Raw genomic sequence first — 20,622 nt, forward strand, 5'->3', positions numbered from 1 at the left:
CAAGTACAAGGAAACCAGCCGGGGCGGGCTGGCGGTGAACGTCATCGAGTGCTGAGCGTTTTTCGTTCACTCAAGTTTCGATACTTCTCTTTACGAGGAATCCCATGACTGCATCCCTCCCCCTTCGCCACTCCCGCGTCGCCATCCTCGCGCTGGCAGTCGGCTGGGCGAATGCCGCTCCCGCCTTCGCGCAGGCCTCTGCCGACAACAGCGAAGTCCTGAAGCAGATTGCAGCGCTGCGCGAGCAGCAGGCGCAGATCGCGCAGCTGCAGCGCGAGAACGAAGCCGCGCTGCGTGCGCTGGAGGCCACGCTCGGCGTCACTGCGCCGGCTCCGGCAGCGACACCCGTTCAGGCCGCTGCGCCCGCCATGGCTGCGGCCGCCGGACCCAGTGCGTTGGACCGCCTCAAGGTCACCGGCGATTTCCGCCTGCGCGGCCAGCACGACCGCTCCAACGAGAATGCTCGCGACCGCACCAGCGGACAGGTCCGTGCGCGACTGGGCGCCACCTACGCCGTCAACGACCGCGTCACCGTCGGTGGGCGCGTGGTCACCGGCGACAACGACGATCCCAACAGCTCCGACGTGCAGCTCTCCAACTGGGACGACGACTTCACCGTCAGCCTGGACCTGGCCTATGCACAGCTGAACTTCGGCGACCTGAAGGTCTATGGCGGCAAGTTCCCGCAACCCTTCGCGCGTACCGATCTGGTCTGGGACGGCGACGTCAATCCGCAGGGCCTGGGCGCGACTTACAAGCACGCGCTCGGTAATGGCGGCGCCCTGCGCACCAATGCGCTGTTCTTCCTCATCGACGAGGATGCCGGTGGACCGGACAGCACCATGGGCGGCATCCAACTGGGCTATGACTCACCGGCCCATGGCGGTTTCAAGTACGACCTCTCCGGTGCGTACTACCGTTACAGCCTGGGCAGCCTGGTCGGGGCCGATGCAGGCGACTGGCGCACCAACCGGCGCAATCCCGACGGCAGCTTCCTCTCCGACTACCACCTGGCCAACCTGCTGGTGGGCGCCACCTGGCAGGGCGCCAGCGAGAAGTGGCCGGTCCGCGTGGTCGGCGACTACGTGAAGAACCTGGGCGCGGTCGATGACCAGGACACCGGCTACGGCGTGGACGTCAGCCTGGGCCGGGCCAGCAAACCGGGCGACTGGCGCTTCACCTACGGCTACTCGCAGACCGATGTGGATGCCGTGCTGTCCGCCTTCTCGCAAGACAACATCGGCATCGCCACCAACTACAGGCTGCACGCCTTCACGGTGGACTACACGCCGATGCCGAGGACGATGGTCAGTGCCATCTGGTACCACTACAAGCCCAACGATCCGGCTTATGCCGGCAGCAATGCGCCCGGCGATTGGCTCGACCGCATCCGCTTGTTCTTCCTGCTGAATTTCTAGGCCTTCCGATCACCGCCGGGCTTCCTGGCCGCATGAGGACGTAGCCAGGAAAGGGGACGCGATTGCTAAACCCCACGTGTGCTGCGAGACGCCTAAAGCGTCTCCAGAAACTCGGTGATGGCCTCGAGTTCCGTCTTGTGCAGGTCCAATGGCTTGAGCAAGGGATCCACCCGCGGAAAGGACGGATCACCATCCTCACCCGGTTCAGGCTGTGGGCGCGGCATACCCACGTTGTACATGTTCACGACGCCACGCAGCTCCATGAAGCCGCCGTTGTGCATGTAGGGCCCGGTCTTGCCGACGCCACGCAGCGTCGGCGTACGGAACTTGCCACTGTCCGCCACGTCGCCGGTGATCCGGTAGCGCCCAAGGTCCTCCTTGGAGCGTCCGTAGAAATGGAGGCCGAGGTTATGGAAGCGGTTGTCGGTCAGCGCCGGGCCGCTGTGGCAGTTCATGCAGCGCGCCTGCGTGCGGAACAGGTGCAGGCCCCATAATTGCGCATCCGTCAGCACGTCGCGCCTGCCTTCCAGGAAACGGTCGAAGCGGTTGAATCGCGGCGTCAGGCTGCGCTGGTAGCTCGCCAGCGCCTGGGCTACGCGATGCATGGTGATCTTCTTCTCGCCGAACACCTGCAGGAACTGCAGGCGATAGCCCGCCTCGCGATTGAGCCGCCTTTCCAGCTCGCCCGGGGTAAAGGCCATCTCGGATGAATCCTGGATGGGATGCAGCGCCTGCTCCTCCAAGGTGGCCGCGCGTCCGTCCCAGAACAGCGGGCCGGAGTAGGCCGCCATCGAGATGTTCATCGCATTGCGTTTGCCGGCCCTGCGGTCGTGACCGAACGACACGCTACGCCCATCGCCCCAGCCGAGTTGGCGATCATGGCAGCTGGCGCACGCGATCTGGCCGCTACGCGACAGCCGGGGATCCTCGAACAACGCCCTGCCCAGCGCGATCTTCTGCGGTGTCTGCGGGTTGTCCGGAGGGATCGGAGGCATGTCGGGTAGCGGCGCCAGTTCCTGCCACACCGCATCTTCGTCGACGACCGGTGCCGGCCACTCGCCGATCGGCAATGCATAGACACGGCGCAGGCACGCCATGTCGATGCGCGGCACACTCACCGCGATGCGCTGACGGCACTCGGCCAGCGTCGCCGTGCCATCTCCGCCTTCGACTTCCGCTTGAGACTGCGCAGACGTGGTGCAGACCAGCAGTCCGGCCGGCAGCACGAACAGCATCCACAGCGCGACGCGTTGCAGGAACTGCATCATTCAGCCCCCCGACATCAGCAGTGCTCCGGCCAGCAACGGCGCATGCAGCACCATGACGGACACGCGCAGCGCGACTGGCCAGCCGTGCAGGCCCCATAACGCCCAGAGCGCCGCCACCGTCGCCAGCAACGACGCAACTGAGGATGCCGCGACATAGCCGCCGCCGCGCCAGTGACTGTCGGGGCCGGACGCGACCAGCATCAGCAGGAGTTGCACCGCAAGCACAGCGGGCAGACTCCAGGCCAACCAGAGCCGAAGTGCCATCAAACGCGCTGGCATGTGCGCGGACGCCATCAGAACCGGTAGCCGACTTCCAGCCAATAGCTGCGGCCGGGTTCGTAGTAAGTGACGGTGCTGATCGATCCTGTCAGCGGATTGCGGCGGTTGAACACGTTCTGCGCCTCTACACGGACATAGGCCTCCTGCTCTTTCGGAAGTGACAAAGCGTATTCGACCGTCGTGTCCCAGGTGAAGGTTCGTGGTGCCTCGAAGCTTTCAATCACGTCGATCACCTGATCCTGGTGGGGCTCGGAACCGACCTGCGTGAAGCCAGTGAAGCCGGCGCGGTAGCGCAGGAAGTTGCTCCAGAGCAGGCCCAGCGACGGAATGCGCGTCTGCGTCGACAGTCTCGCCGACCACGGACGGTTGTAGCTGGACTGAGGAAGATCGTATGCATGGATGATGTTTCCTTCATACCTCACCAGTGCATTGTAGCTTCCGTCGTTGTAGCTGCTCTCGTAGTCGGTGTAATTGCGCTTGACATCGGTATGGTCGAAGGCGAACTGTGCGTGTGTCTCCGTGCGCCACCAGGCCCACGGGCGCTGGAGACCGATGCTCAGCGTGCTGGTGTCGCTGCGACTGCGGCCGGCATTGACGTACTCGTACACGTTCGCGGAGTAATACCCGCTACCATCGTTGCTCAGCACGCGCTGCCGTAGCACCTCGTCGCGCCCTTCGCGGCGCACGTGCTTCAGGTTGAAGTCCAGTCCCGCCCAACGCTGGTTGAGTCCGAGGTTGAGTTCATCGCTGTATGGGATGTCAAGCGTCCCGAAGCGGTTGTTCGCGGTGTACTGTCGACTGGTGGACCAGAGCAGCGAAGGCGCGGTTCGGACGTAGGTCGTCTGCAGGTTGTCGCGCCCTTCGCGCAGCTTGTAGGTGAAGAAGCTGCGGCCATAGTAGCGGTTGGCACCCGCCGTCAGCAGCGTGTGCTGGTTGCCCAGCACATCCCACGACAGCGCAAAGCGCGGTGCCACTGTGGTCTTATCCATCAGATCGTCGCCGTCCACGCGCACGCCGGGCCGGAAGCTCCAGCGCCCCAAGCGGATGTCATCCTCGGCGAACACGCTCCATTCCTTGAGCTTCACCTCGAAGTAGCCTGCCCTGTAGATGTTGCGCGTGCGAAAGAACTGGCCCTGCCCCGCCACCACGGCACCCGTGCCACTGACCGTGGTATAGACAGGGGACAGCGAGCAGGCCTCGGTGTCGACCACCCCATTGGCATCCGTGCATGACCTCGTCCGCCCGGGACTCAGGAAGCTGTAGTGGTCGTTCAGGCGATGGTAGGTACCCAGGCGGTCCCGGTAGTGCAGGCCGACCTGCAGTGCATGCAGGCTGTCACCCCACTGCCGCGCGTCGCGCTTGAACGTGGCGGAGTAGCCGATGGCACGGTTGCGCTGGTCGATGTTGCCCCAGTTGCCCTCGAAGCTGCTGTTGTTGACACCCCAGTCGTAGTCATGCGACCGCGCCCACGCTTTCCAGTAGTCAACGCCCTCCTGCACCCGTCGTGAGCTATCTAGGTCACTGTAGCTCAGTACCTGGTCCAGGTCCCACGCGGCGAGTTCCAGACCCATGCGCAGACTGCCTACCGGACCACCCTGCTTCAGGTCGAAGTAGGAGTTCTTGGCGTTCTGGGTGAAGTAGCGCTCATCGGTCGGTGCATACGTAAAGCTGCCCGCCAATTCGATGCCGTCGCCGGCCCAGTCGAGCCTGACGCTGGCACTGGTGTTTTCGCGGCGCTGCTCCTTGATCAGCTCGTCGCTGGCGCTGACGTTGCCTGCCGAGTAACCACGCAGAGGAATGTCGGAGCGCGTGCGAATGACGTTGGCAATCCAGCCCAGTCCCCCGTCCGTGCGACCCTCCAGCATCGCCGACAACCGATACTTGTCGTACACGGGCTGGTTCGCATACGTGGAAGACAGTGACAGGTCGTTGCCTTCCGGCAAGATCATCTCGTTCCATGCCGAACGCGACATGCGGAACGACGCCTTGCCGCCCAGCGCATCCTTCGCCTTGCGGCTCTGTGCATCGATCACGCCGCCACTGAAACCACCGAACGACGCCGGCACGTTGCTGTCGTAGACGGTCAACTGGCCTATCAGCTCGGTGTCCAGAGCGATGCCTTGCGTGGCGCTGGGCACGTCGCCCACGACGTGCGGGTTCGTGGCCTGCGGATCAAGGTCGTTGTTGAAGCTTGCGCCGTCAAGCTGGAAGAGGTTCTGATAGTACTGACCACCGTTGATGCTGATGTTGGCCGGGCGGATCTCGCCCATCCGGTTGGACGAGGTGAAAGCGGAGTCATCGAACTGCACGTTGGGGTTGATCCGCAGCAGGGTGCCGATGTCGCCATTTCCCTTGACCTGCTCGTCAATGTAGCGCTCGTCCAGCATCAGGCCTTCCTGGTACGGGAACAGGCGCTGGCCGATCACCTTGAGGGTGTCGAACGTGGGAATCTTCATGTAGTCAGCCGTCGCGACAGGTGCCGGCACGTCGGAGGGTGGCTGGGATGTCGCGGGCTCTTCAGCCGCGTGGGCGCCGGCGGACAGCGCCGACAGGATGGCCAGGCTCAGCAGTTTCATCAGGTTCTCTAAGCGGGAGTGGTGCCCCGTAGGGCAGATCCGCTGGCGCTCGGAAACTGACGATTCCTGTTGCTGGCTTTCAGCGCGAATTGTGACGTGGTTGCAAAATCAGGTCAAACGTTTCAGCTGCGACGAATCCAGTCTGCGGCCAGAGTTGGCGACTCGTCTGCGGAGTGTCTACGGAAACCTGGCCGCTCCAGCATCCTAGTGTCGGTTGATGGCGGTCGCTTTGGCGTTTTCGCGTCGCATGATCCAGTTGAACAGCGGCGTTGCCATGAGGGTGGTAGCAATGGCCATCAGCACCAGGATCGAGAACAGGCCCTGTTTGATCACCCCAGCCTGCAGGCCGATGTTGATCAGGATAAGTTCCATCAGGCCGCGCGCGTTCATCAGCACACCAATCGCTTTCGCATCACGCGGGCTCTCTCCCGCCAGGCGCGCCGCTACATAGCAGGCCACGCCTTTGCCGGCGAACGAGGCAACCAGAATCGCGATCGCCGCAAACAGCAGTTGCGGCTCAAGCACCATGCCGAGGTCGGTTTTCACCCCCGAGTAGGTGAAGAACATCGGCAAGAAGAACACCACGACGAAGGGCTGCAGCATCGCGCGGAACTTCTCGACCAGTACGCCCTTGGGCATGCTGGCGCCCAACAGGAAGCCACCGAATACGGCATGAATGCCGATCGCGTCCATCGCCCACGCGCTGAGGCAAAACAGGATCAGCAACACGGCCAGCATGGTACCGCTGAGTGGAGCATCCGGCCCAGCCGCTGCGGCCAGGCGACGCAGCAACCGGCGCCCTACAAGCAGCACGAACGCCGCATAGGCGATGCCGCCACCGATCGCCCACCACGCGCGGTCCCAATTGCCTCCAAAGCTCGCCAGCACCACGGCCAGGATGCACCAGGCCGCGGCGTCGTCGACCGCGCCAGCGGTGAGCGCGAGCGTGCCCAACTTGCTGCCTGCGAGGCCGCGCTCGTGGATTATCCGTGCCAGCATGGGGAATGCCGTGATCGCAATGGCCGCGCCCAGGAACAGCGAAGCATCGGCAACTCGCACGCTGTCGGCGAACAGGCCCGGGATACCGACCAGCCATGGCGCGATCAGGAATGCCAGTGCGAACGGCACGGCAATGCCGGCGATCGACACCGAGAACGCGCCGCGGAAACACGAGCGGAAATGGTCGCTGCGGAATTCAGTGCCGACCAGAAACATGTACAGCCCCACGCCGAACTGCGCGAATACGTACAGCGTATCCAGGGTCTGCGCGGGGAACAGCGCCGCCTGCAGACCCGGAAACGCCCAGCCCAGCAGCGACGGGCCAAGTGTCACGCCGGCGATCATCTCGCCGACCACCTGCGGCTGGCCGATCCGCTTCGCAAGCCCTCCGATCAAGCGGCATACCGACAGGATCACGGCCGCCTGCAAGAAGAAGTACACGGACAACTCAGCGGCAGGCATTGAGCCTCCTCCAGGCGCACTGCAACGCCGGACCCGATCGATGGCCCATGGCCGATGGCGTGGTCCGGCAGTTCGACACCGACATCGCGTCAGGCCGCCGGCGACTTGCAGTGACGGTCGATGAAGTCCTGGTGCAGCGGCATCGCCTCTACGCCATTCGCGATGGCCCGGCGCACGCGCACGACATGTTCGAGCAGGGCCTGCTCGGGCATGTCGTCGACGATGGGGTGGTAGCCGCTGGGAACAACGCCCTGGCCCAGCATCACCTGCACCCAACTCGGGAGCGCGAAGAACTCGTCGCCCGTGCGGAAGTAGCGGCCGCCGTTCCGGAACATGTCGATCTTCCGCTGCAGGGTTTCGGGGATCGGCATTCTGCGGCAATAGTCCCAGAACGCGCTATCGCTGCGCTGGGTGGCGCAATAGTGCAGGATCAGGAAATCGCGCGTGCTCTCGTACTCGAAAGCAGACTCCTCGTTGAACTGCCGCTCGAGCAGCGGATCGAAGCCGCGATCGGGAAACAGGCCAAGGAGGCGCTGGATTCCCGACTGCACCAGATAGATGCTGGTCGACTCCAGTGGCTCCATGAAGCCGCTCGCGAGACCCAATGCAACGACGTTCTTGTTCCACAGCTTCCTGCGCATGCCGGTGGTGAAGCGCAGCGGGCGCGGATCGGCGAGCGCCTCGCCATCGAGATTCGCCAGCAACGTCGCCGCGGCTTCGTCGTCGCCGACGATCCCGATCTCCCCGGATTCGACGAGACGGATCGATGCCTGCCTGCCAAGGTAGGTGGCCAGCGCGGCCGCTGCCATCCAGCCAGCGCTGCCGCCACCCACATCGGCGACGAGACAGGCGCTGGTGTTGCTTGGCACGGCACTCACCTGTGACCCTCCGGCACGAAACTGGAAATGCCGGCAGATCATCGCATTAAATCGATCCAGTCCAACTCGCTTCGCACCCCGGGATGCGGACGCCAGGGGACGACGCCAGCCTCCCTGGCCAGAAGCCACCGCAACGCCCCCGCCACGCCGTGGGTGGAAGAGTCGATCGAACCGGATGCGGCAGCGGGATTCCCGGAATCCCGGCAGCGTCAGATATCCAGGTGAATCGCTGCGCTGTTCTTGACCTCTTCCATGACGGCATAGGTCCGGGTTTCACGGACGCCCGGCAGCCTCCACAGGACGCGCCCGGCCATGTCCCGGTAGTCCGACATGTCCGCGGCTCGCAGTTTCATCAGGTAATCGAAACCGCCCGCCACCAGGTGGCATTCCATCACTTCGGGCTGATCGCTCACCGCGCGCTTGAAATCCTCCAGGATGTTCGGCGTGGTGCGGTCGAGCAGCACTTCCACGAACACGAGCAGGCCGGCGCCGAGCTTCTGGGGATCAAGCACCGCGCGATAGCCGAGCACGTAGCCGCCGGCGGTCAGTCGGCGGACGCGTTCCAGGGTCGCTGTCGGCGACAGCGGTATCGCCTCGGCGAGCTTCAGGTTGGTCATGCGGCCGTCCTGCTGCAGCAGCATGAGAATCCTGCGGTCAATCCTGTCGAGCGCCATCGATCTCTCGCTTTCCAGCGGGATCGCCCCCCGCAAACGGAGACTAATTCCATCGCATGGCCCGGAAAATGGCGGACACACGCCCCTTCTTCGCCAAAGCAGCCGCCATGCGACTTCCGAATCCGTATCGCCCCGAATCCGACGTGGTCACCGACCTTCTCACCTGCATGGAAGGCTTCGACTGGGACGTCGCCCGCCAGACGGCGTTGCCATGGATCACGCAGGTCAGGGCACGGCCCGCGTCGGGCCTGGCACTGGAAACACTCCTGCAGGAGTATCCCCTCTCGTCCGCCGAAGGCATGGCGCTCATGCGGCTGGCGGAAGCGCTGCTGCGCGTGCCGGATGCCGACACGGCGATGCTACTGACCGCGGACCAGCTTTCGCGAGCCGACTTCTCGGGCGCATCCCACTCCTGGCTGGCCGCGCTGTCCAGCCAGGCGGTCGGCCTGTCGAAGAAGATCCTCGGGCAGGAGGGCGCGCGACCGGGATTCCTCGCAAGGATGGGGAGCAAGGCCGTGGTGGCCGTCGCCGTCCGCGCGGTACAGCTGATGGGAAAGCAGTTCGTGATGGGCCAGTCGCTCGCCGACGCGCTGGACGATGCCCGCCGCCAGCGCAAAGCGCGTGGCGACCTGCGCTTTTCCTTCGACATGCTGGGCGAAGGCGCCCGCACCGATGCGGACGCACTGCGCTATCTGAAGAAATACGGCGATGCCATCGCCACCCTGGCCGCGCAGCGGGACCGCGACACGCCGGTGGAACAGGCGGACGGCGTATCGATCAAGCTGTCGGCGATCGATGCCCGCTTCGAACCGCTGCAGCGCGACCATGTCATGTCGGTACTGGTGCCGCGAGTGCTGGCACTGGCCCGCGCGGCAGCGTCCGCCGACATCCACCTGACGATCGATGCGGAAGAGAGCGAACGGCTGGAGATCTCGCTGGACGTGTTCGAGGCGGTGGCCCGGCGCGTCGCCGAAGAGTATCCGCAGTGGCGCGGCTTCGGACTGGCAGTGCAGGCCTACCAGACACGGGCACTGGACGTGATCGACGAGATCGCCCGTATCGCCCGCGCCCACGACCAGCGCTTCATGGTCAGGCTGGTGAAGGGCGCGTACTGGGACCATGAGATCAAGCGCGCGCAGGAACTCGGCCTGCCGGCCTTTCCCGTCTTCACGCATCGCCACCATACCGACATCGCCTATCTCGCCTGCGCCAAGGCGATGCTGGCGATGCCGGACGTGATCTATCCCCAGTTCGCGGGGCACAACGCGGGCACCATCGCCGCCGTGCTGCGCCTGGCGACATCGAGCGGCGCACCCTTCGAACTGCAGCGCCTGCATGGCATGGGCGAACCCGTGCATGCGGAAGTGCACCGGCAGTATCCGCAGATCGGGCTGCGTGTGTACGCGCCCGTCGGCGCCCACGCGAGTCTGCTCGCCTATCTGGTCCGGCGGCTGTTGGAAAATGGCGCGAACTCGTCGTTCGTGAACCAGCTGACCGACGCCGCGATTCCACCGGAAGACCTCGTCGTTTCGCCGCTGTGGCGGGAACCATGCAGTGGCGTGACGTTGCCCCGTCACCTGCTGGCGGAGCGGCGCAACACCGCCGGACTCGATCCCGGCTGCGTGGCGATGGCCGGGCAACTGTTCACGGTGTGGCACGAGGTACAGCTCCAGGCGCCACCGGAAACCGACGGAAATGCGATCAAGGCCACGGTCGATGCCCTGGCGTCCGGCCAGAAAGCGTGGAACGCACGGAGCGTCGAAGAACGCGCCGTCATCCTGGAACGCGCCGCGGATACGCTGGAACGCGACCTGGCGCAGTGGTGCGCGCTGATCGTGCGCGAGGGCCATCGCACCTGGACCGATGCCATCCCCGAAGTACGCGAGACCGCCGATTTCTGCCGCTATTACGCACAGCAGGCGCGCGGATTGATGGTGGCGCGCACGCTGTGCGGCATCACGGGCGAGAGCAACATCTATCGTCTGCGTGGACGCGGCGTGTGGGCCTGCATCTCGCCATGGAATTTCCCGCTGGCGATTTTCACCGGCCAGGTGGTGGCCGCCCTAGTCACCGGCAATGCCGTCATCGCCAAGCCGGCCGAACAGACGCCGGGCATCGCTGCCCGCATGATCGCGCTGCTGCACGAGTGCGGCGTTCCGCACGATGCGTTGGCCGGCGTGTACGGCGACGGCCGCACGGGGGCGGCGCTGGTCGCGCAACCGGGCATCGCCGGCGTCGCCTTCACCGGGTCGACCACCGTCGCCAAGGTGATCGCGCGCACGCTGGCCGACAAGGACGGGCCGATCGTGCCGCTGATCGCGGAGACCGGCGGCATCAATGCGATGATCGTCGATGCCACGGCACTGCCGGAACAGGTCGTGGATGCGGTGGTGCAGAGCACGTTCCGCAGCGCCGGCCAGCGGTGTTCCGCCCTGCGCGTGCTATGCGTGCAGGACGAGATCGCCGACGAGGTGATGGAGATGCTGAGCGGCGCCATCGCGCTGCTCCGCCTCGGCCCGGCATCCGCGCTGTCGACGGATATCGGTCCCGTCATCGATGCCGAGGCCCATGCACGATTGCATCGGCAGATCGCAGGCCTGGAAGGCCGCGCGCGCCTGATCGCCCGTGCGCCGTGGCCCGACGATGCGACGCCCGCCCTCTACGTTGCGCCCGTCGCGTTCGAGATCGCCGCACTGGAAGAGGCCGGCGAGGAAATCTTCGGACCGGTGCTGCAGGTCGTGCGCTGGCGTGGCGATGTCGCGGCGCTGGTCGACCGGATCGACGCGCTCGGCTACGGCCTGACCCTGGGCGTGCAGACGCGCATCGACGGCCGCGCTGCGGCCATCGCCGCGACCGCGCGCGTGGGGAACGTCTACGTCAACCGCAACATGGTCAGCGCGGTGGTGGGTGTGCAGCCGTTCGGCGGCGAAGGACTGTCGGGCACCGGGCCCAAGGCCGGTGGCCCGCTGTACCTGGCGCGCTTCTGCGCGGAATCGTCGGTCAGCATCAATACGGCGGCGGCGGGCGGCGACGTGGAGCTGATGACCGCCGCCCGTGCGTGAACCACCCGGCAAGGCGCCGTGCCGGCAGCATCGGCGCAAGACTCAACCGCTGCGCGCGCCGGAGGCGAGCATGCGCCGCAGGGTGTTGTCCTTCCACAGGTAATGGTGCGCCAGCGCCGCCAGCGCATGCAGGCCGATCAGCCAGTAACCGACAGTACCGACGGTTTCATGGATCTCGTGCACCTTCAGGGCGAACGGCATGTCCGGCCCGGTCAGCGGCGGCACCTGCAGGCCGAAGAAGGGAATGGGTTCGCCGGCCGCGCTCAGGGTCAGCCAGCCCGCCAGCGGCATGCCGATCATGAACACATACAACAGCACGTGCATGGCGGTGGACGCCACGCGCTGCCAGGCCGGCGGTGGCGGCACGATCGGCGGACGCACGGTCAGCGCGCGCAGCAGCAGGCGCACCCATACCAGCACGAAGATCGACAGGCCGAACATGAAGTGCAGGTCTTTCATGGTCGCGCGCGCATCGGTGCCCTTCTCGAACACGGTGCGCAGCTCGATGGAGGCGTAGACGATGACGAACAGCGCCAGCATGGCCCAATGCAGGATGATCGACCAGCGGTGGTAACCCTGGCTTGAGGTGGTGCTCATGGCTTGGTTTTCCTGTGGATGGATGCGTGCCGACGCACGCTTCAGATGATCGGTGGGTTCATTCGAAGTGGTACGCGATACCGAACCGGATCGAGGCCTGGCCTTCGCCGGCCGCATGGCGCCAGCTCTTTCCGACGCGGCCGAACACGTCCAATCGGTGGTGAGGATTCCAGCTTACGCCCACGTTGCCGCGCTGGATGGCGCTGGCCGCGCCATCCGCGACCTGCTCGTGGATCGCTTCGGCGCCCAGCGTGAACGTCCGGGTCAACGGCCATTCGTACAACACGCCCACGCTTCCGGCGGCTTCGCGCGAACGTATCGCCCTTGACCAGGCGGCCTGGCCTGTCCAACGTCCCCGCCCGACCGTGCGACTGAGCCGAACAGGCACCTCCAGGACGGCTTCACCTTCGCTCATGCCTGCGCCACGGTCGCCGGTGGGAAGGCTCAGCGTGGGTTCGATGGCGATGCCAGCCGCTGTATCCGACGATTCCCGCAGCACCCACTTGAGCGCCAGATCCAGGTCGTGCCCGCCATGGCGGCGGCGCCCCTCGCCGAAGACGGAGATGCCATACCCGCTGCCGAACGCCAGTTCGAAGCGGTCGCCGAATCCCCACGTCAACCCGCCGACGGCATGCCTGCTCGACAGGTGGTCGCCATTGTGGAACCGCACCGACTCCACCTCCAGCGACCAGCCATCCTCGGTTTCCGTGTCGCCCACGTCGAAGGGTCCGGCGAACGCGGTACCGCACGCGGTGGAAGCGGACAGGAAGGCCGCCGCCATCGCGGTGCCGCGCCGTGCTTCCGTCTCCGGCAAGCGATGCACGGTGCTCATGCCTTGCCCGCCCTCATCTCGGCCAGCAATGCCTGCGCACGGTCCAGGCGCACGTGCCCGTCGGCAGCCAGGCGTTCGACCAGCATGCCGATCTCCGCCTCCGTTGCCCCTGCATTGGCCGCGACGTTGCGCGCATGCAGCGACATGTGTCCGCGCTGGATGCCTTCGGTCGCCAGCGCACGCAGTGCGGCCATGTTCTGGGCCAGGCCGACTGCGGCCGTGATTTCCGCCAGCTGGACGGCGCTCTTCACCGCCAGCAACTTCACCGCGGCCTGCGCCACCGGATGCGTCCTGGTGGCACCGCCGACCAGGCCCAGTGCCAGCGGCAGTTCGATGCTGCCCACCAGGTGGCCATCGGCATCCTTTTCATAGTGCGACAGCGAGGTATAGCGACCGTCACGGCAGGCGTGGCAGTGCGCGCCGGCTTCGATCGCGCGCGTATCGTTGCCGGTCGCCAGCACCACGGCGGAGATGCCGTTCATGATGCCCTTGTTGTGGGTCGCGGCGCGGTACGGATCGGCGGCGGCGAACCGGTACGCATCGACGATGCCGTCAACGACCGCCGCGCCCCCGAGCTTGCCGGCATCGAAGACGGCGCGTGCGCGGACCAGGCGCAGGTCGGCCTTGTTCGACAGGATCCTCAGCAGGCTGCGTCCGCGCGCGATCGCCGCGATCCGTGGCGCCAGCGCTTCGGCCATGGTGTTGACCGCGTTCGCGCCCATCGCATCGCGCACGTCGACGTGCAGGTGCACGACCAGCGCGCGGAAGTCCGCCGACGTCAGCAAGCGCACCTCGATGTCGCGCGCTCCCCCGCCGAGGCTCACCAGCAGCGGATCCTGCGCGTTGGCCAGCGCGAGCAGTTCATCGCGCGCTTCCAGCAGGCGCAGGCGGGCCGCCTGCGGATCGGCCACGTCGAGCACCTGCACCTGCGCGATCATCACCGGCGCGGTGCCGGAGGTATGGAACCCGCCTCGCTCGCGGGCGACCAGCGCCGCATTGCTCGCAGCGGCGACCACCGACGGCTCCTCGGTCGCCATCGGCACCAGGTAGTCGACGCCATTGACCAGGAAGTTGGCCGCGATGCCGAGCGGGATGGCGATGGTGCCGACCGCGTTCTCGATCATGCGGTCGGCGATGGAGGCCATCCCGGCATCGACCGCCTGCAGCGGCCGCAGTTGTTCGGCCGGCAGTCCACTGAACTCGACGAGCTTGTTGAAACGGCTTTCCGGATCGAGCTTGTAGAAGCCCGGGATGCGGCTGCTGGCGTTCATGGTGTTCCTGGAAGAGAGATGGGTCAGTCGAAAACGGGCGTCTGCTTCTTCGCAAAGGCGGCCAGGCCCTTGCGCGCGTCCGCACTGGTGAAGGCGCGCTGGCCCAGCCGCGCCTCTTCGGCGAAGGCGTCCGCCTCGGTCATGTCGACGAGGCGATGCACCGACTCCTTGATCACGGCGAGCGCGCCGGGACTCATGGCCTTGATCCTTTCGGCGAGTGCCAGCGTCTGCGGCATCAGCTCGGCCGGCGGCACCACGCGGTTGATCAGCCCCTTGGCCAGCAGCTCGTGCGCGGTGAACCCGTTGGCCGTCAGCAGCAGCTCCATCGCGTGCGCATAGGGAATCTGCCTGACCAGGCGCACCAGCGTGCCGCCGGCCGGCACGATGCCGAGCGACGGCTCCGGCAACGCGAACCTGGCGTTTTCGGAGGCGATGCGGATGTCCGTGCCGAGCATGATCTCGAAGCCGCCGCCGAGGCACAGGCCGTTGATCGCGCACAACACCGGCTTGTAGAGCCGCAGGTTCTTCAGGTGCGCGTCGTCCCATTGCGAGATGTCGAACGCGTCTTCCATCAGCGCGGGGATCGACTCGCCCAGGTCCGCGCCCACGCAGAACGCGCGCTGGCCACTGGCGGTCAGGATCACCACGCGCACGCGCGCATCGTCGCGCGCGGCGATGAAGGCATCGCCGAGTTCTCGGTACATCGCCAGCGTCAATGCGTTGAGCTTGTCCGGCCGGTCGAAACGGATCATCGCAATGCCGTCGGATACGTCGTAGGCAATCCCCATCACATCGCTCCCGTCGATTTGAGTTCCTGCAAGGTGGCCGCGTCGATGCCGAGCAGGTCCGCGTAGACCTGGGCGTTGTGCTGCCCCAGCCGCGGCGCGTGCCCGCGCGCCTGCGCGGGCGTGGCGGACAGCTTGATCGGCGTGCCGAACATGCCGACGTTCCCCTGCGGGTAGGCCACGTCCACGATCATGTCGCGCGCGGCGATATGCGGATCCTCGACGACTTCCTTGATGTTCTTCACCGCGCACAGCGGGATGTCGTCGCCGGCGATCGCTTCGAGTTCCTGCTTGCCGTGGTCGCGGAACCACGCTTCCACCACCGGCCTGACGCGACGCTCGTACACGTCGAGGTCGAAGCGCTTGGCCATGGTGTCGATCTCGGGATCGGCGATCAGCTCCGGCGTGCCGAACTTCCGGCACGACAGCGCCCACAGCTTGTCGTTGTAGCCACCGAAGAACACATGGCCGTCCTTGCACGGGAACTGCCCGTAAGGACGCACGAACGGATGATCGTTGCCCAGCGGGCCGGCGATGTCGCCGTCGACGGTGTACTTGACCACCGCGTTCTCGGTCAGCGCCAGCACCGAATCCTGCTGCGAGACATCGATCATCTGGCCCTGGCCGGTGCGTTCGGCCTCGCGCACCGCAGCGAGCACGCCGATGGTCGCGAACAGGGTGGCGGAGACATCGCCGACGATGGTGCCGACGCGCACCGGCGGGCGGTCGGCGTACCCGTTCATCGACCACAACCCGCCGGTGGCCTGGCCACTGTTGTCGAAGCCCGGCTTGAGCGCATTGGGACCGGTCTGCCCGAAGCCGCTGATGGCCGCATACACCAGCTTCGGATTCTCCGCGCGCAGGGTGTCGTAGCCCACGCCGAAGCGCTCCATCGTGCCGGGCCGGAAGTTCTCCACCAGCACGTCGGCACGCGCGACCAGCCGCTTCAGCAGTGCGCGGCCGGCCTCGTGCTTGAGGTTCAGCGTGATGCCCTCCTTGTGCCGGTTGTACTGCGCGAAGAACGCGCTGAAGCGCTGGTCGCCGCTGCCGACGAAGGGCGGGAAGTCGCGGACGTAGTCGGGGTCTTCCGGGTGCTCGATCTTGATGACCCGCGCGCCAAGGTCGGCCAGGATCATCGCGCAGTAGGGGCCGGCCACCACCCGCGTGATGTCGAGTACCAGCAGGCCCTGCAGCGGACCGCGGCGGACCGCGGCGGGGCCGTCGCCTGCGTCAAGTGTGTTCATGGTGATCCCCTCCCAGGGACGGATTCGAACGTTTCGCCCGCGTCGTCACGGCACCTGCCCCGGACGCCGGCATCGTCGAACCTGGCGATGGGCGCGCACGCGCACGGCGCGTCCGGCGATGGGGCGCGAACGAAAGGGGCGTCGATCGGTGGTGCGCGGCGCGCGGTTCCGGTCCCGTCGCGGAACCGGGGAGATCAGCGCGCCGGACTGTTCTGCGTCAGCGGATAGCCGGCGAACGGCTTCATGTCTTCCATCAGGAAGTTGGAGACGATCTTCTCCACGCCGAAATCGCGCTCGGTCATCTCCCGCATGATGCGCTTCCAGTCGTGGATGTCGCTGACCACCACCCGCAACAGGTAGTCGTAGTGCCCGCTGACCCGCAGCGATTCCACGATCTCGGGCGTGTGGGTGGCCCAGGTGTCGAAGTCCATGAACCGCCCCACCGAGTGCCGGTCGAACGAAACCTGCGCGATCACGATGGTGGCGGCACGGATCCGGTCGATCGCGACGTGGGCGCGATAGCCCGTGATCAGGCCCCGCTCCTCGAGGTCGCGCACCCGGCGCAGGCAGGCGCTCGGCGAGAGCGCCACCTGGTCGGCCAGGTCGCGGTTCTTGATCTGCGCATCTTCCTGCAGGGCCTGCAGGATCTTCAGGTCGATCCGATCGAGCGAATCCTTGTGGGACATGTCGTACACCGGGCGCAACGTCTCCCTTGAGTGTCGCCGCTGCGCCGGCATGCCACAACACGCAGGCCGCCGGGCGGAAGGGCGGCGTGGCGTTCGAAGGACGTGGCGTATTCACGGGCCGGAACGTCCTGCGCGCGCGTTTGCGCCCGCCGCGACGCCGCGTTGTTGCGCCAGCGAACGGGGTTCCCCTTCAAAAACAGCGACATAGCCGGAGGGACTTTGCGCGGCTCGACACTGGACAGCGAACCGGCCCGGGCTTTTGATGGAGGAACGGAGCAGAGGGGTGGTTGCCAACGTCTGACGTGCCGGTGGAAAGTCGTTTGAGGGTAGCGGCCGTGCTTCACGGCGGAATTGCCGAACAGGTCGACGACTTAGCCGAAACGGCTCGCCACTCGCGCATGCGGTGGAAGGACGCACGCGATCGCCATCGGTGCCCGAATACCGCGGCCGGGACGGACCACGGAGAACGCCGACGCAGGACGCGGGCAGCCATGCGTTCGTCGCCCGCAGGAAAGCTGCGACGGACACGTAACGGGAGACACCATCGATGATCCTCGACGATCGCACGATCGAAGAAATGCTGGTCTGCGCGGGTCGCCCCGCGGAAGCGACCGATTGGCGCAGCCAGCAGGTCCACGAGGGCTGGCGCGAGCCGCTCGTGTCGGGACACGGTTTCCGGCACCGCTACGACGAATCGGTCGGCGACGGCGGCTGGGTGTTCCACCAGCTCAACGATGCCCTGTCGATGGCGATCGTCGATTTCCGGGCCGCGCGCGCCCTTTCCCGCCAGCATCGCCACGACGACCATCTGGTGTTCTGCGCCTGGATCGAAGGACGCAGCACGATCTCCGCCGGCGGCGACCTCGCCGACGAGGACCTCGCACACGGCTTCTGCACGTTCTACGGCCTGCCGAGCGGCGAGGCGGTGCGCACCGTGTACGAGCCGAACCGTCCCTTGCGGTGGGTGTCGATCTTCCTGCGGCGCGACCGCATCAAGGACGTACTGGGGCTCGACGCGCAGGCGCTGCCACCGGTCTTCCGCGACTACATCGTCGATCGCGTGCCGACCGGACTGCGCCACGTGCCGCTGGGCAACGTGGCCAGCGTGGCCGCGAGCCAGGCCTTCGAATGCCCCTACGAGGGCGAGTTGCGGCGGCTGTACCTGACCGCCAAGGCGATGGAGATCGTGTGCGCGGTCGTCCAGTCGTACGCGGAGGACGACGATGCCGACGGCCCGGTGCTGCGGCGCGCCGACATCGAGAAGATCAAGCAGGCCAAGCAGGTGATCGAAGAGAACCTGGACGATCCGCTGAGCGTGTCCGAGCTCGCTTCCGCGGTCGGCATGACGATCAAGAAGCTGCAGTACGGGTTCCAGGCGCTGTACCGCGGCAGCGTGGGCCAGGTCTACAAGCAGGTCCGGCTGTCGCGGGCGATGGTGCTGGTCAACAAGAGCGACAAGCCGATGATCGATATCGCGATGGAGTGCGGCTACGAATGTCCCGGCAGCTTCACCCGTGCGTTCAAGCTGGCCTTCGGCACCTGCCCCACCGTCGTCCGCACCACGGCCGTGCGCGGCGCGCTGGCGGAGCGGCTGCGCGAACATGCGGACGCCGCGCCGGAGTCCGGTCGCGGAACGCGGGTGAACTGAGCACGCATGCCATCCGGTATTCCGCCGGTCGAAGCATCGACCGCCATGCACATGGCCGAGGACGTCGCATGACCCTGAGGTACTCCATCATCGCCGCTGCGCTGGCTGCCTGCATCGGCATGCCGGGTGCGTCCGCCGCCACGCTGCCGGCGCCCGATGGCGCGTACGCAGTCGGCATGATCCGCGCCGAGTTCACCGATGCGACGCGCACCCTGGAAACGGGCAAGCCCGACAGTGGTCCGCGCCGGCTGCCTGCGGTGGTCTGGTATCCCGCCGAAGCACAGGCTTCGGTCGCTGGCGTTCCCTACCTTGAGGACGCCGTCGCCGCCACCACGCTGCCGGCCATCACGCGCAACTTCCGCTATGCGGACGGGGACCTGCATGCGGTGGCCGCCGCCCGCGTCGCCGTGCATCCCGGTGCACGGCCGGCGAACGCGACGGGTGGATTCCCCATCGTGGTCTACAGCCACGGTCTGTTCCTGTATCCCGAGCAGAACACCGTGCTCGCCGCGCGCCTGGCCAGCCACGGCTACATCGTCGTGTCCATCGCGCATCCCGGCGACAGCACCGACGTGCGCTTGCAGGACGGGACGCTGGTGGCGACGCAGTTCGGCGGGACGCCGGACGACCCGCGCTTCGCCGAGGCCTGGAACGTGGTCGTCGGCGGCGCCGACCTGGCTGTTCGCCGTGACGCCCTGGCGACCTATGCGGAGGCGTTTCCCGCCACGCGCATCGGCCGCTCGTTCGCCGCCTGGCGTGACGACACACTTGCCGTCGCGGACGCCATCGTCGCGCGCACGGAACCTGCGGCATTGCGCGAGGTGCTCGCTACCGCGGATCGTACGCGACTGGCGTTCGCCGGCATGTCGTTCGGCGGCGCCACGTCCGCCACCACCTGCCGGCGCGTGGCTGCATGCCGCGCGGCGGTCAATCTCGACGGGCAGAATTTCGATCCCGCATTGTTCGACGGTGCCGTCGGGCGGCCCTTGCTGCTCATGCTGAGCGACTGGCCGCGCTATGGCCTGCTCGAAGGACAGCCGCGCGATGCGGACTTCAGTCCCAACGACCTCGCCTACGAACCCTGGCCGTCGGCCGGCAGGAACGACGACGTGCTGCGCGTGCGCCTGGACGGCATCCGCCACCTGGGCTTCACCGACCTCGTCGCCCTGCTCGATGGTCCGAAGCGGCAGGAGCGCGTGGGCGATATCGAGGGCGGCGAGGCCCTGGACACGATCGGCGACGTGGTCCTCGCGTTCCTCGATACCTACCTGCGCGACGGCGATGCCGCCGGCATCGGGCACGCGATCGATGGCCATCCCGCGCTGAAGCGCCATGTACCGACCCGCATGCAACGCTGGGCCGGCGAGAACGCGGCGACACGCGAGCAGCGGCATCGCAGCGGACGCTGAAATCGCCCGACGGTGGTCCCCACCGTCGGGCGCAGGACCTAGTCCTTGTCGCGCGGAACGAACGTGGTGTGCGCGATCTTCCACGCACCGTGCTGTTTGACCAGCATGGCCGCGACGATCAGCGGAACCTTCGGCGCGCCCAGCTTCGCGACCGTTTCCGGCGGCAGCGACGGCGGCACGATGCGCGTCGGCAACGAGTCGAAGACGACCAGTGCGCTGTCGCCGTTCCACACCTGCACGTTGACGTCGCGCTGTTCGAATGCGTACTTCACGCCGGGGAATTCCGCCGTGAAGGCATCCTGCGCCGCCTGCTGCTGCGCCATGCCCGCGCGGTTGTTTCCCTGCGTACGCCCACCCGGATACACCATGCTGCGTTCGTCCAGCATCAGCCCGCCCTGCGCGACCAGGTTCCCGCTCTCCTCGTACGCCATGTACTCGGCGATGCGGGCCAGCACGTCCTCGCGGTCGCCGGCCTGCACCGGGCCGGCGCCGAGGAACAGCGCCAGTGCGAACGGGCCGGCCACGCAGCGTGTC

The 20,622-nt window shown here is 66.6% G+C and carries 16 protein-coding genes and 2 pseudogenes; 4 read left to right on the plus strand and 14 right to left on the minus strand.

The window, feature by feature from the left end:
• The first annotated feature begins 104 nt into the window (after positions 1-104).
• Entirely contained in the window at positions 105-1,418 is a 1,314-nt protein-coding gene (locus tag V7060_RS08920) for a putative porin (protein ID WP_334178893.1), read from the plus strand.
• Positions 1,419-1,510: 92 nt separating this feature from the next.
• Here V7060_RS08920 and V7060_RS08925 read toward each other — a convergent pair whose 3' ends face one another.
• From V7060_RS08925 to V7060_RS08955, 7 genes and pseudogenes are all read right to left on the minus strand, one after another.
• On the minus strand, positions 1,511-2,686 hold the full coding sequence (locus V7060_RS08925) for a cytochrome c peroxidase (RefSeq protein WP_334178894.1): 1,176 nt from the start codon (positions 2,684-2,686) through the stop codon (positions 1,511-1,513).
• Positions 2,687-2,950 carry a hypothetical protein gene (locus V7060_RS08930; RefSeq protein WP_334178895.1) on the minus strand — a complete coding sequence of 88 codons (264 nt, stop codon included), beginning with the start codon at positions 2,948-2,950 and terminating at the stop codon, positions 2,687-2,689.
• Between the two features lie 29 nt (positions 2,951-2,979).
• Complete coding sequence (locus V7060_RS08935; protein WP_334178896.1) at positions 2,980-5,541, minus strand: hypothetical protein; 2,562 nt, start codon at positions 5,539-5,541, stop codon at positions 2,980-2,982.
• 204 nt (positions 5,542-5,745) lie between these two features.
• Entirely contained in the window at positions 5,746-7,002 is a 1,257-nt protein-coding gene (locus tag V7060_RS08940) for a cation:proton antiporter (protein WP_334178897.1), read from the minus strand.
• An 89-nt stretch (positions 7,003-7,091) separates the two neighbouring features.
• Positions 7,092-7,727 (minus strand): annotated as a pseudogene (locus V7060_RS08945) (tryptophan 7-halogenase); the annotation flags it as partial.
• Between the two features lie 12 nt (positions 7,728-7,739).
• Positions 7,740-7,922: pseudogene (locus V7060_RS08950) on the minus strand (tryptophan 7-halogenase); the annotation flags it as partial.
• A gap of 167 nt (positions 7,923-8,089) precedes the next feature.
• Entirely contained in the window at positions 8,090-8,554 is a 465-nt protein-coding gene (locus tag V7060_RS08955; RefSeq protein WP_334178898.1) for an Lrp/AsnC ligand binding domain-containing protein, read from the minus strand.
• Positions 8,555-8,661: 107 nt separating this feature from the next.
• Between V7060_RS08955 and V7060_RS08960 the strand changes: the two genes are divergently transcribed.
• Positions 8,662-11,616: an L-glutamate gamma-semialdehyde dehydrogenase gene (locus V7060_RS08960; protein WP_334178899.1), complete on the plus strand. Its 2,955-nt coding sequence runs from the start codon at positions 8,662-8,664 to the stop codon at positions 11,614-11,616.
• Positions 11,617-11,658: 42 nt separating this feature from the next.
• On the opposite strand, the gene V7060_RS08965 is transcribed toward V7060_RS08960, so the two are convergent.
• The 6 genes from V7060_RS08965 to V7060_RS08990 all read right to left on the minus strand — a co-directional run bounded on the left by V7060_RS08965 (position 11,659) and on the right by V7060_RS08990 (position 17,031).
• The gene (locus tag V7060_RS08965) at positions 11,659-12,213 is read right to left on the minus strand and encodes a cytochrome b (RefSeq protein ID WP_334178900.1); all 555 of its coding nucleotides are present in this window, start codon (positions 12,211-12,213) and stop codon (positions 11,659-11,661) included.
• A gap of 58 nt (positions 12,214-12,271) precedes the next feature.
• Positions 12,272-13,045 carry a hypothetical protein gene (locus V7060_RS08970; protein WP_334178901.1) on the minus strand — a complete coding sequence of 258 codons (774 nt, stop codon included), beginning with the start codon at positions 13,043-13,045 and terminating at the stop codon, positions 12,272-12,274.
• A complete protein-coding gene (locus tag V7060_RS08975) occupies positions 13,042-14,343 on the minus strand; it encodes a hydroxymethylglutaryl-CoA reductase, degradative (RefSeq protein ID WP_334179114.1) in 1,302 nt (433 codons plus the stop codon). Before V7060_RS08975 ends, V7060_RS08970 begins: the two co-directional genes overlap by 4 nt.
• Complete coding sequence (locus V7060_RS08980; RefSeq protein ID WP_334178902.1) at positions 14,340-15,104, minus strand: enoyl-CoA hydratase/isomerase family protein; 765 nt, start codon at positions 15,102-15,104, stop codon at positions 14,340-14,342. Before V7060_RS08980 ends, V7060_RS08975 begins: the two co-directional genes overlap by 4 nt.
• The gene (locus V7060_RS08985) at positions 15,104-16,345 is read right to left on the minus strand and encodes a CoA transferase (protein WP_334178903.1); all 1,242 of its coding nucleotides are present in this window, start codon (positions 16,343-16,345) and stop codon (positions 15,104-15,106) included. The genes V7060_RS08980 and V7060_RS08985 overlap by 1 nt, the downstream gene beginning before the upstream one ends.
• A 194-nt stretch (positions 16,346-16,539) precedes the next feature.
• Complete coding sequence (locus V7060_RS08990) at positions 16,540-17,031, minus strand: Lrp/AsnC family transcriptional regulator (protein ID WP_334178904.1); 492 nt, start codon at positions 17,029-17,031, stop codon at positions 16,540-16,542.
• 547 nt (positions 17,032-17,578) lie between these two features.
• On the opposite strand from V7060_RS08990, the gene V7060_RS08995 reads away from it, so the two are divergent.
• Positions 17,579-18,679, plus strand: a complete 1,101-nt coding sequence (locus V7060_RS08995) for an AraC family transcriptional regulator (RefSeq protein WP_334178905.1) — start codon at positions 17,579-17,581, stop codon at positions 18,677-18,679.
• 68 nt (positions 18,680-18,747) lie between these two features.
• Positions 18,748-20,088 carry a hypothetical protein gene (locus tag V7060_RS09000; protein ID WP_334178906.1) on the plus strand — a complete coding sequence of 447 codons (1,341 nt, stop codon included), beginning with the start codon at positions 18,748-18,750 and terminating at the stop codon, positions 20,086-20,088.
• Positions 20,089-20,126: 38 nt separating this feature from the next.
• On the opposite strand, the gene V7060_RS09005 is transcribed toward V7060_RS09000, so the two are convergent.
• Entirely contained in the window at positions 20,127-20,612 is a 486-nt protein-coding gene (locus V7060_RS09005) for a hypothetical protein (protein WP_334178907.1), read from the minus strand.
• Between the last annotated feature and the right edge of the window lie 10 nt (positions 20,613-20,622).

The organism is Pseudoxanthomonas sp., from assembly GCF_036845285.1.
Classification (GTDB): Bacteria; Pseudomonadota; Gammaproteobacteria; order Xanthomonadales; family Xanthomonadaceae; genus Pseudoxanthomonas_A.

Coding starts and splice junctions, on each gene's coding strand:
- V7060_RS08985 (WP_334178903.1), bottom strand. CDS start 16,345: ATGAACACACTTGACGCAGGCGACGGCCCCGCCGCGGTCCGCCGCGGT.
- V7060_RS08930 (WP_334178895.1), bottom strand. CDS start 2,950: ATGGCACTTCGGCTCTGGTTGGCCTGGAGTCTGCCCGCTGTGCTTGCG.
- V7060_RS08920 (WP_334178893.1), top strand. CDS start 105: ATGACTGCATCCCTCCCCCTTCGCCACTCCCGCGTCGCCATCCTCGCG.
- V7060_RS08980 (WP_334178902.1), bottom strand. CDS start 15,104: ATGGGGATTGCCTACGACGTATCCGACGGCATTGCGATGATCCGTTTC.
- V7060_RS08990 (WP_334178904.1), bottom strand. CDS start 17,031: ATGTCCCACAAGGATTCGCTCGATCGGATCGACCTGAAGATCCTGCAG.
- V7060_RS08935 (WP_334178896.1), bottom strand. CDS start 5,541: ATGAAACTGCTGAGCCTGGCCATCCTGTCGGCGCTGTCCGCCGGCGCC.
- V7060_RS08965 (WP_334178900.1), bottom strand. CDS start 12,213: ATGAGCACCACCTCAAGCCAGGGTTACCACCGCTGGTCGATCATCCTG.
- V7060_RS08995 (WP_334178905.1), top strand. CDS start 17,579: ATGATCCTCGACGATCGCACGATCGAAGAAATGCTGGTCTGCGCGGGT.
- V7060_RS09000 (WP_334178906.1), top strand. CDS start 18,748: ATGACCCTGAGGTACTCCATCATCGCCGCTGCGCTGGCTGCCTGCATC.
- V7060_RS08960 (WP_334178899.1), top strand. CDS start 8,662: ATGCGACTTCCGAATCCGTATCGCCCCGAATCCGACGTGGTCACCGAC.
- V7060_RS08970 (WP_334178901.1), bottom strand. CDS start 13,045: ATGAGCACCGTGCATCGCTTGCCGGAGACGGAAGCACGGCGCGGCACC.
- V7060_RS08925 (WP_334178894.1), bottom strand. CDS start 2,686: ATGATGCAGTTCCTGCAACGCGTCGCGCTGTGGATGCTGTTCGTGCTG.
- V7060_RS08955 (WP_334178898.1), bottom strand. CDS start 8,554: ATGGCGCTCGACAGGATTGACCGCAGGATTCTCATGCTGCTGCAGCAG.
- V7060_RS08940 (WP_334178897.1), bottom strand. CDS start 7,002: ATGCCTGCCGCTGAGTTGTCCGTGTACTTCTTCTTGCAGGCGGCCGTG.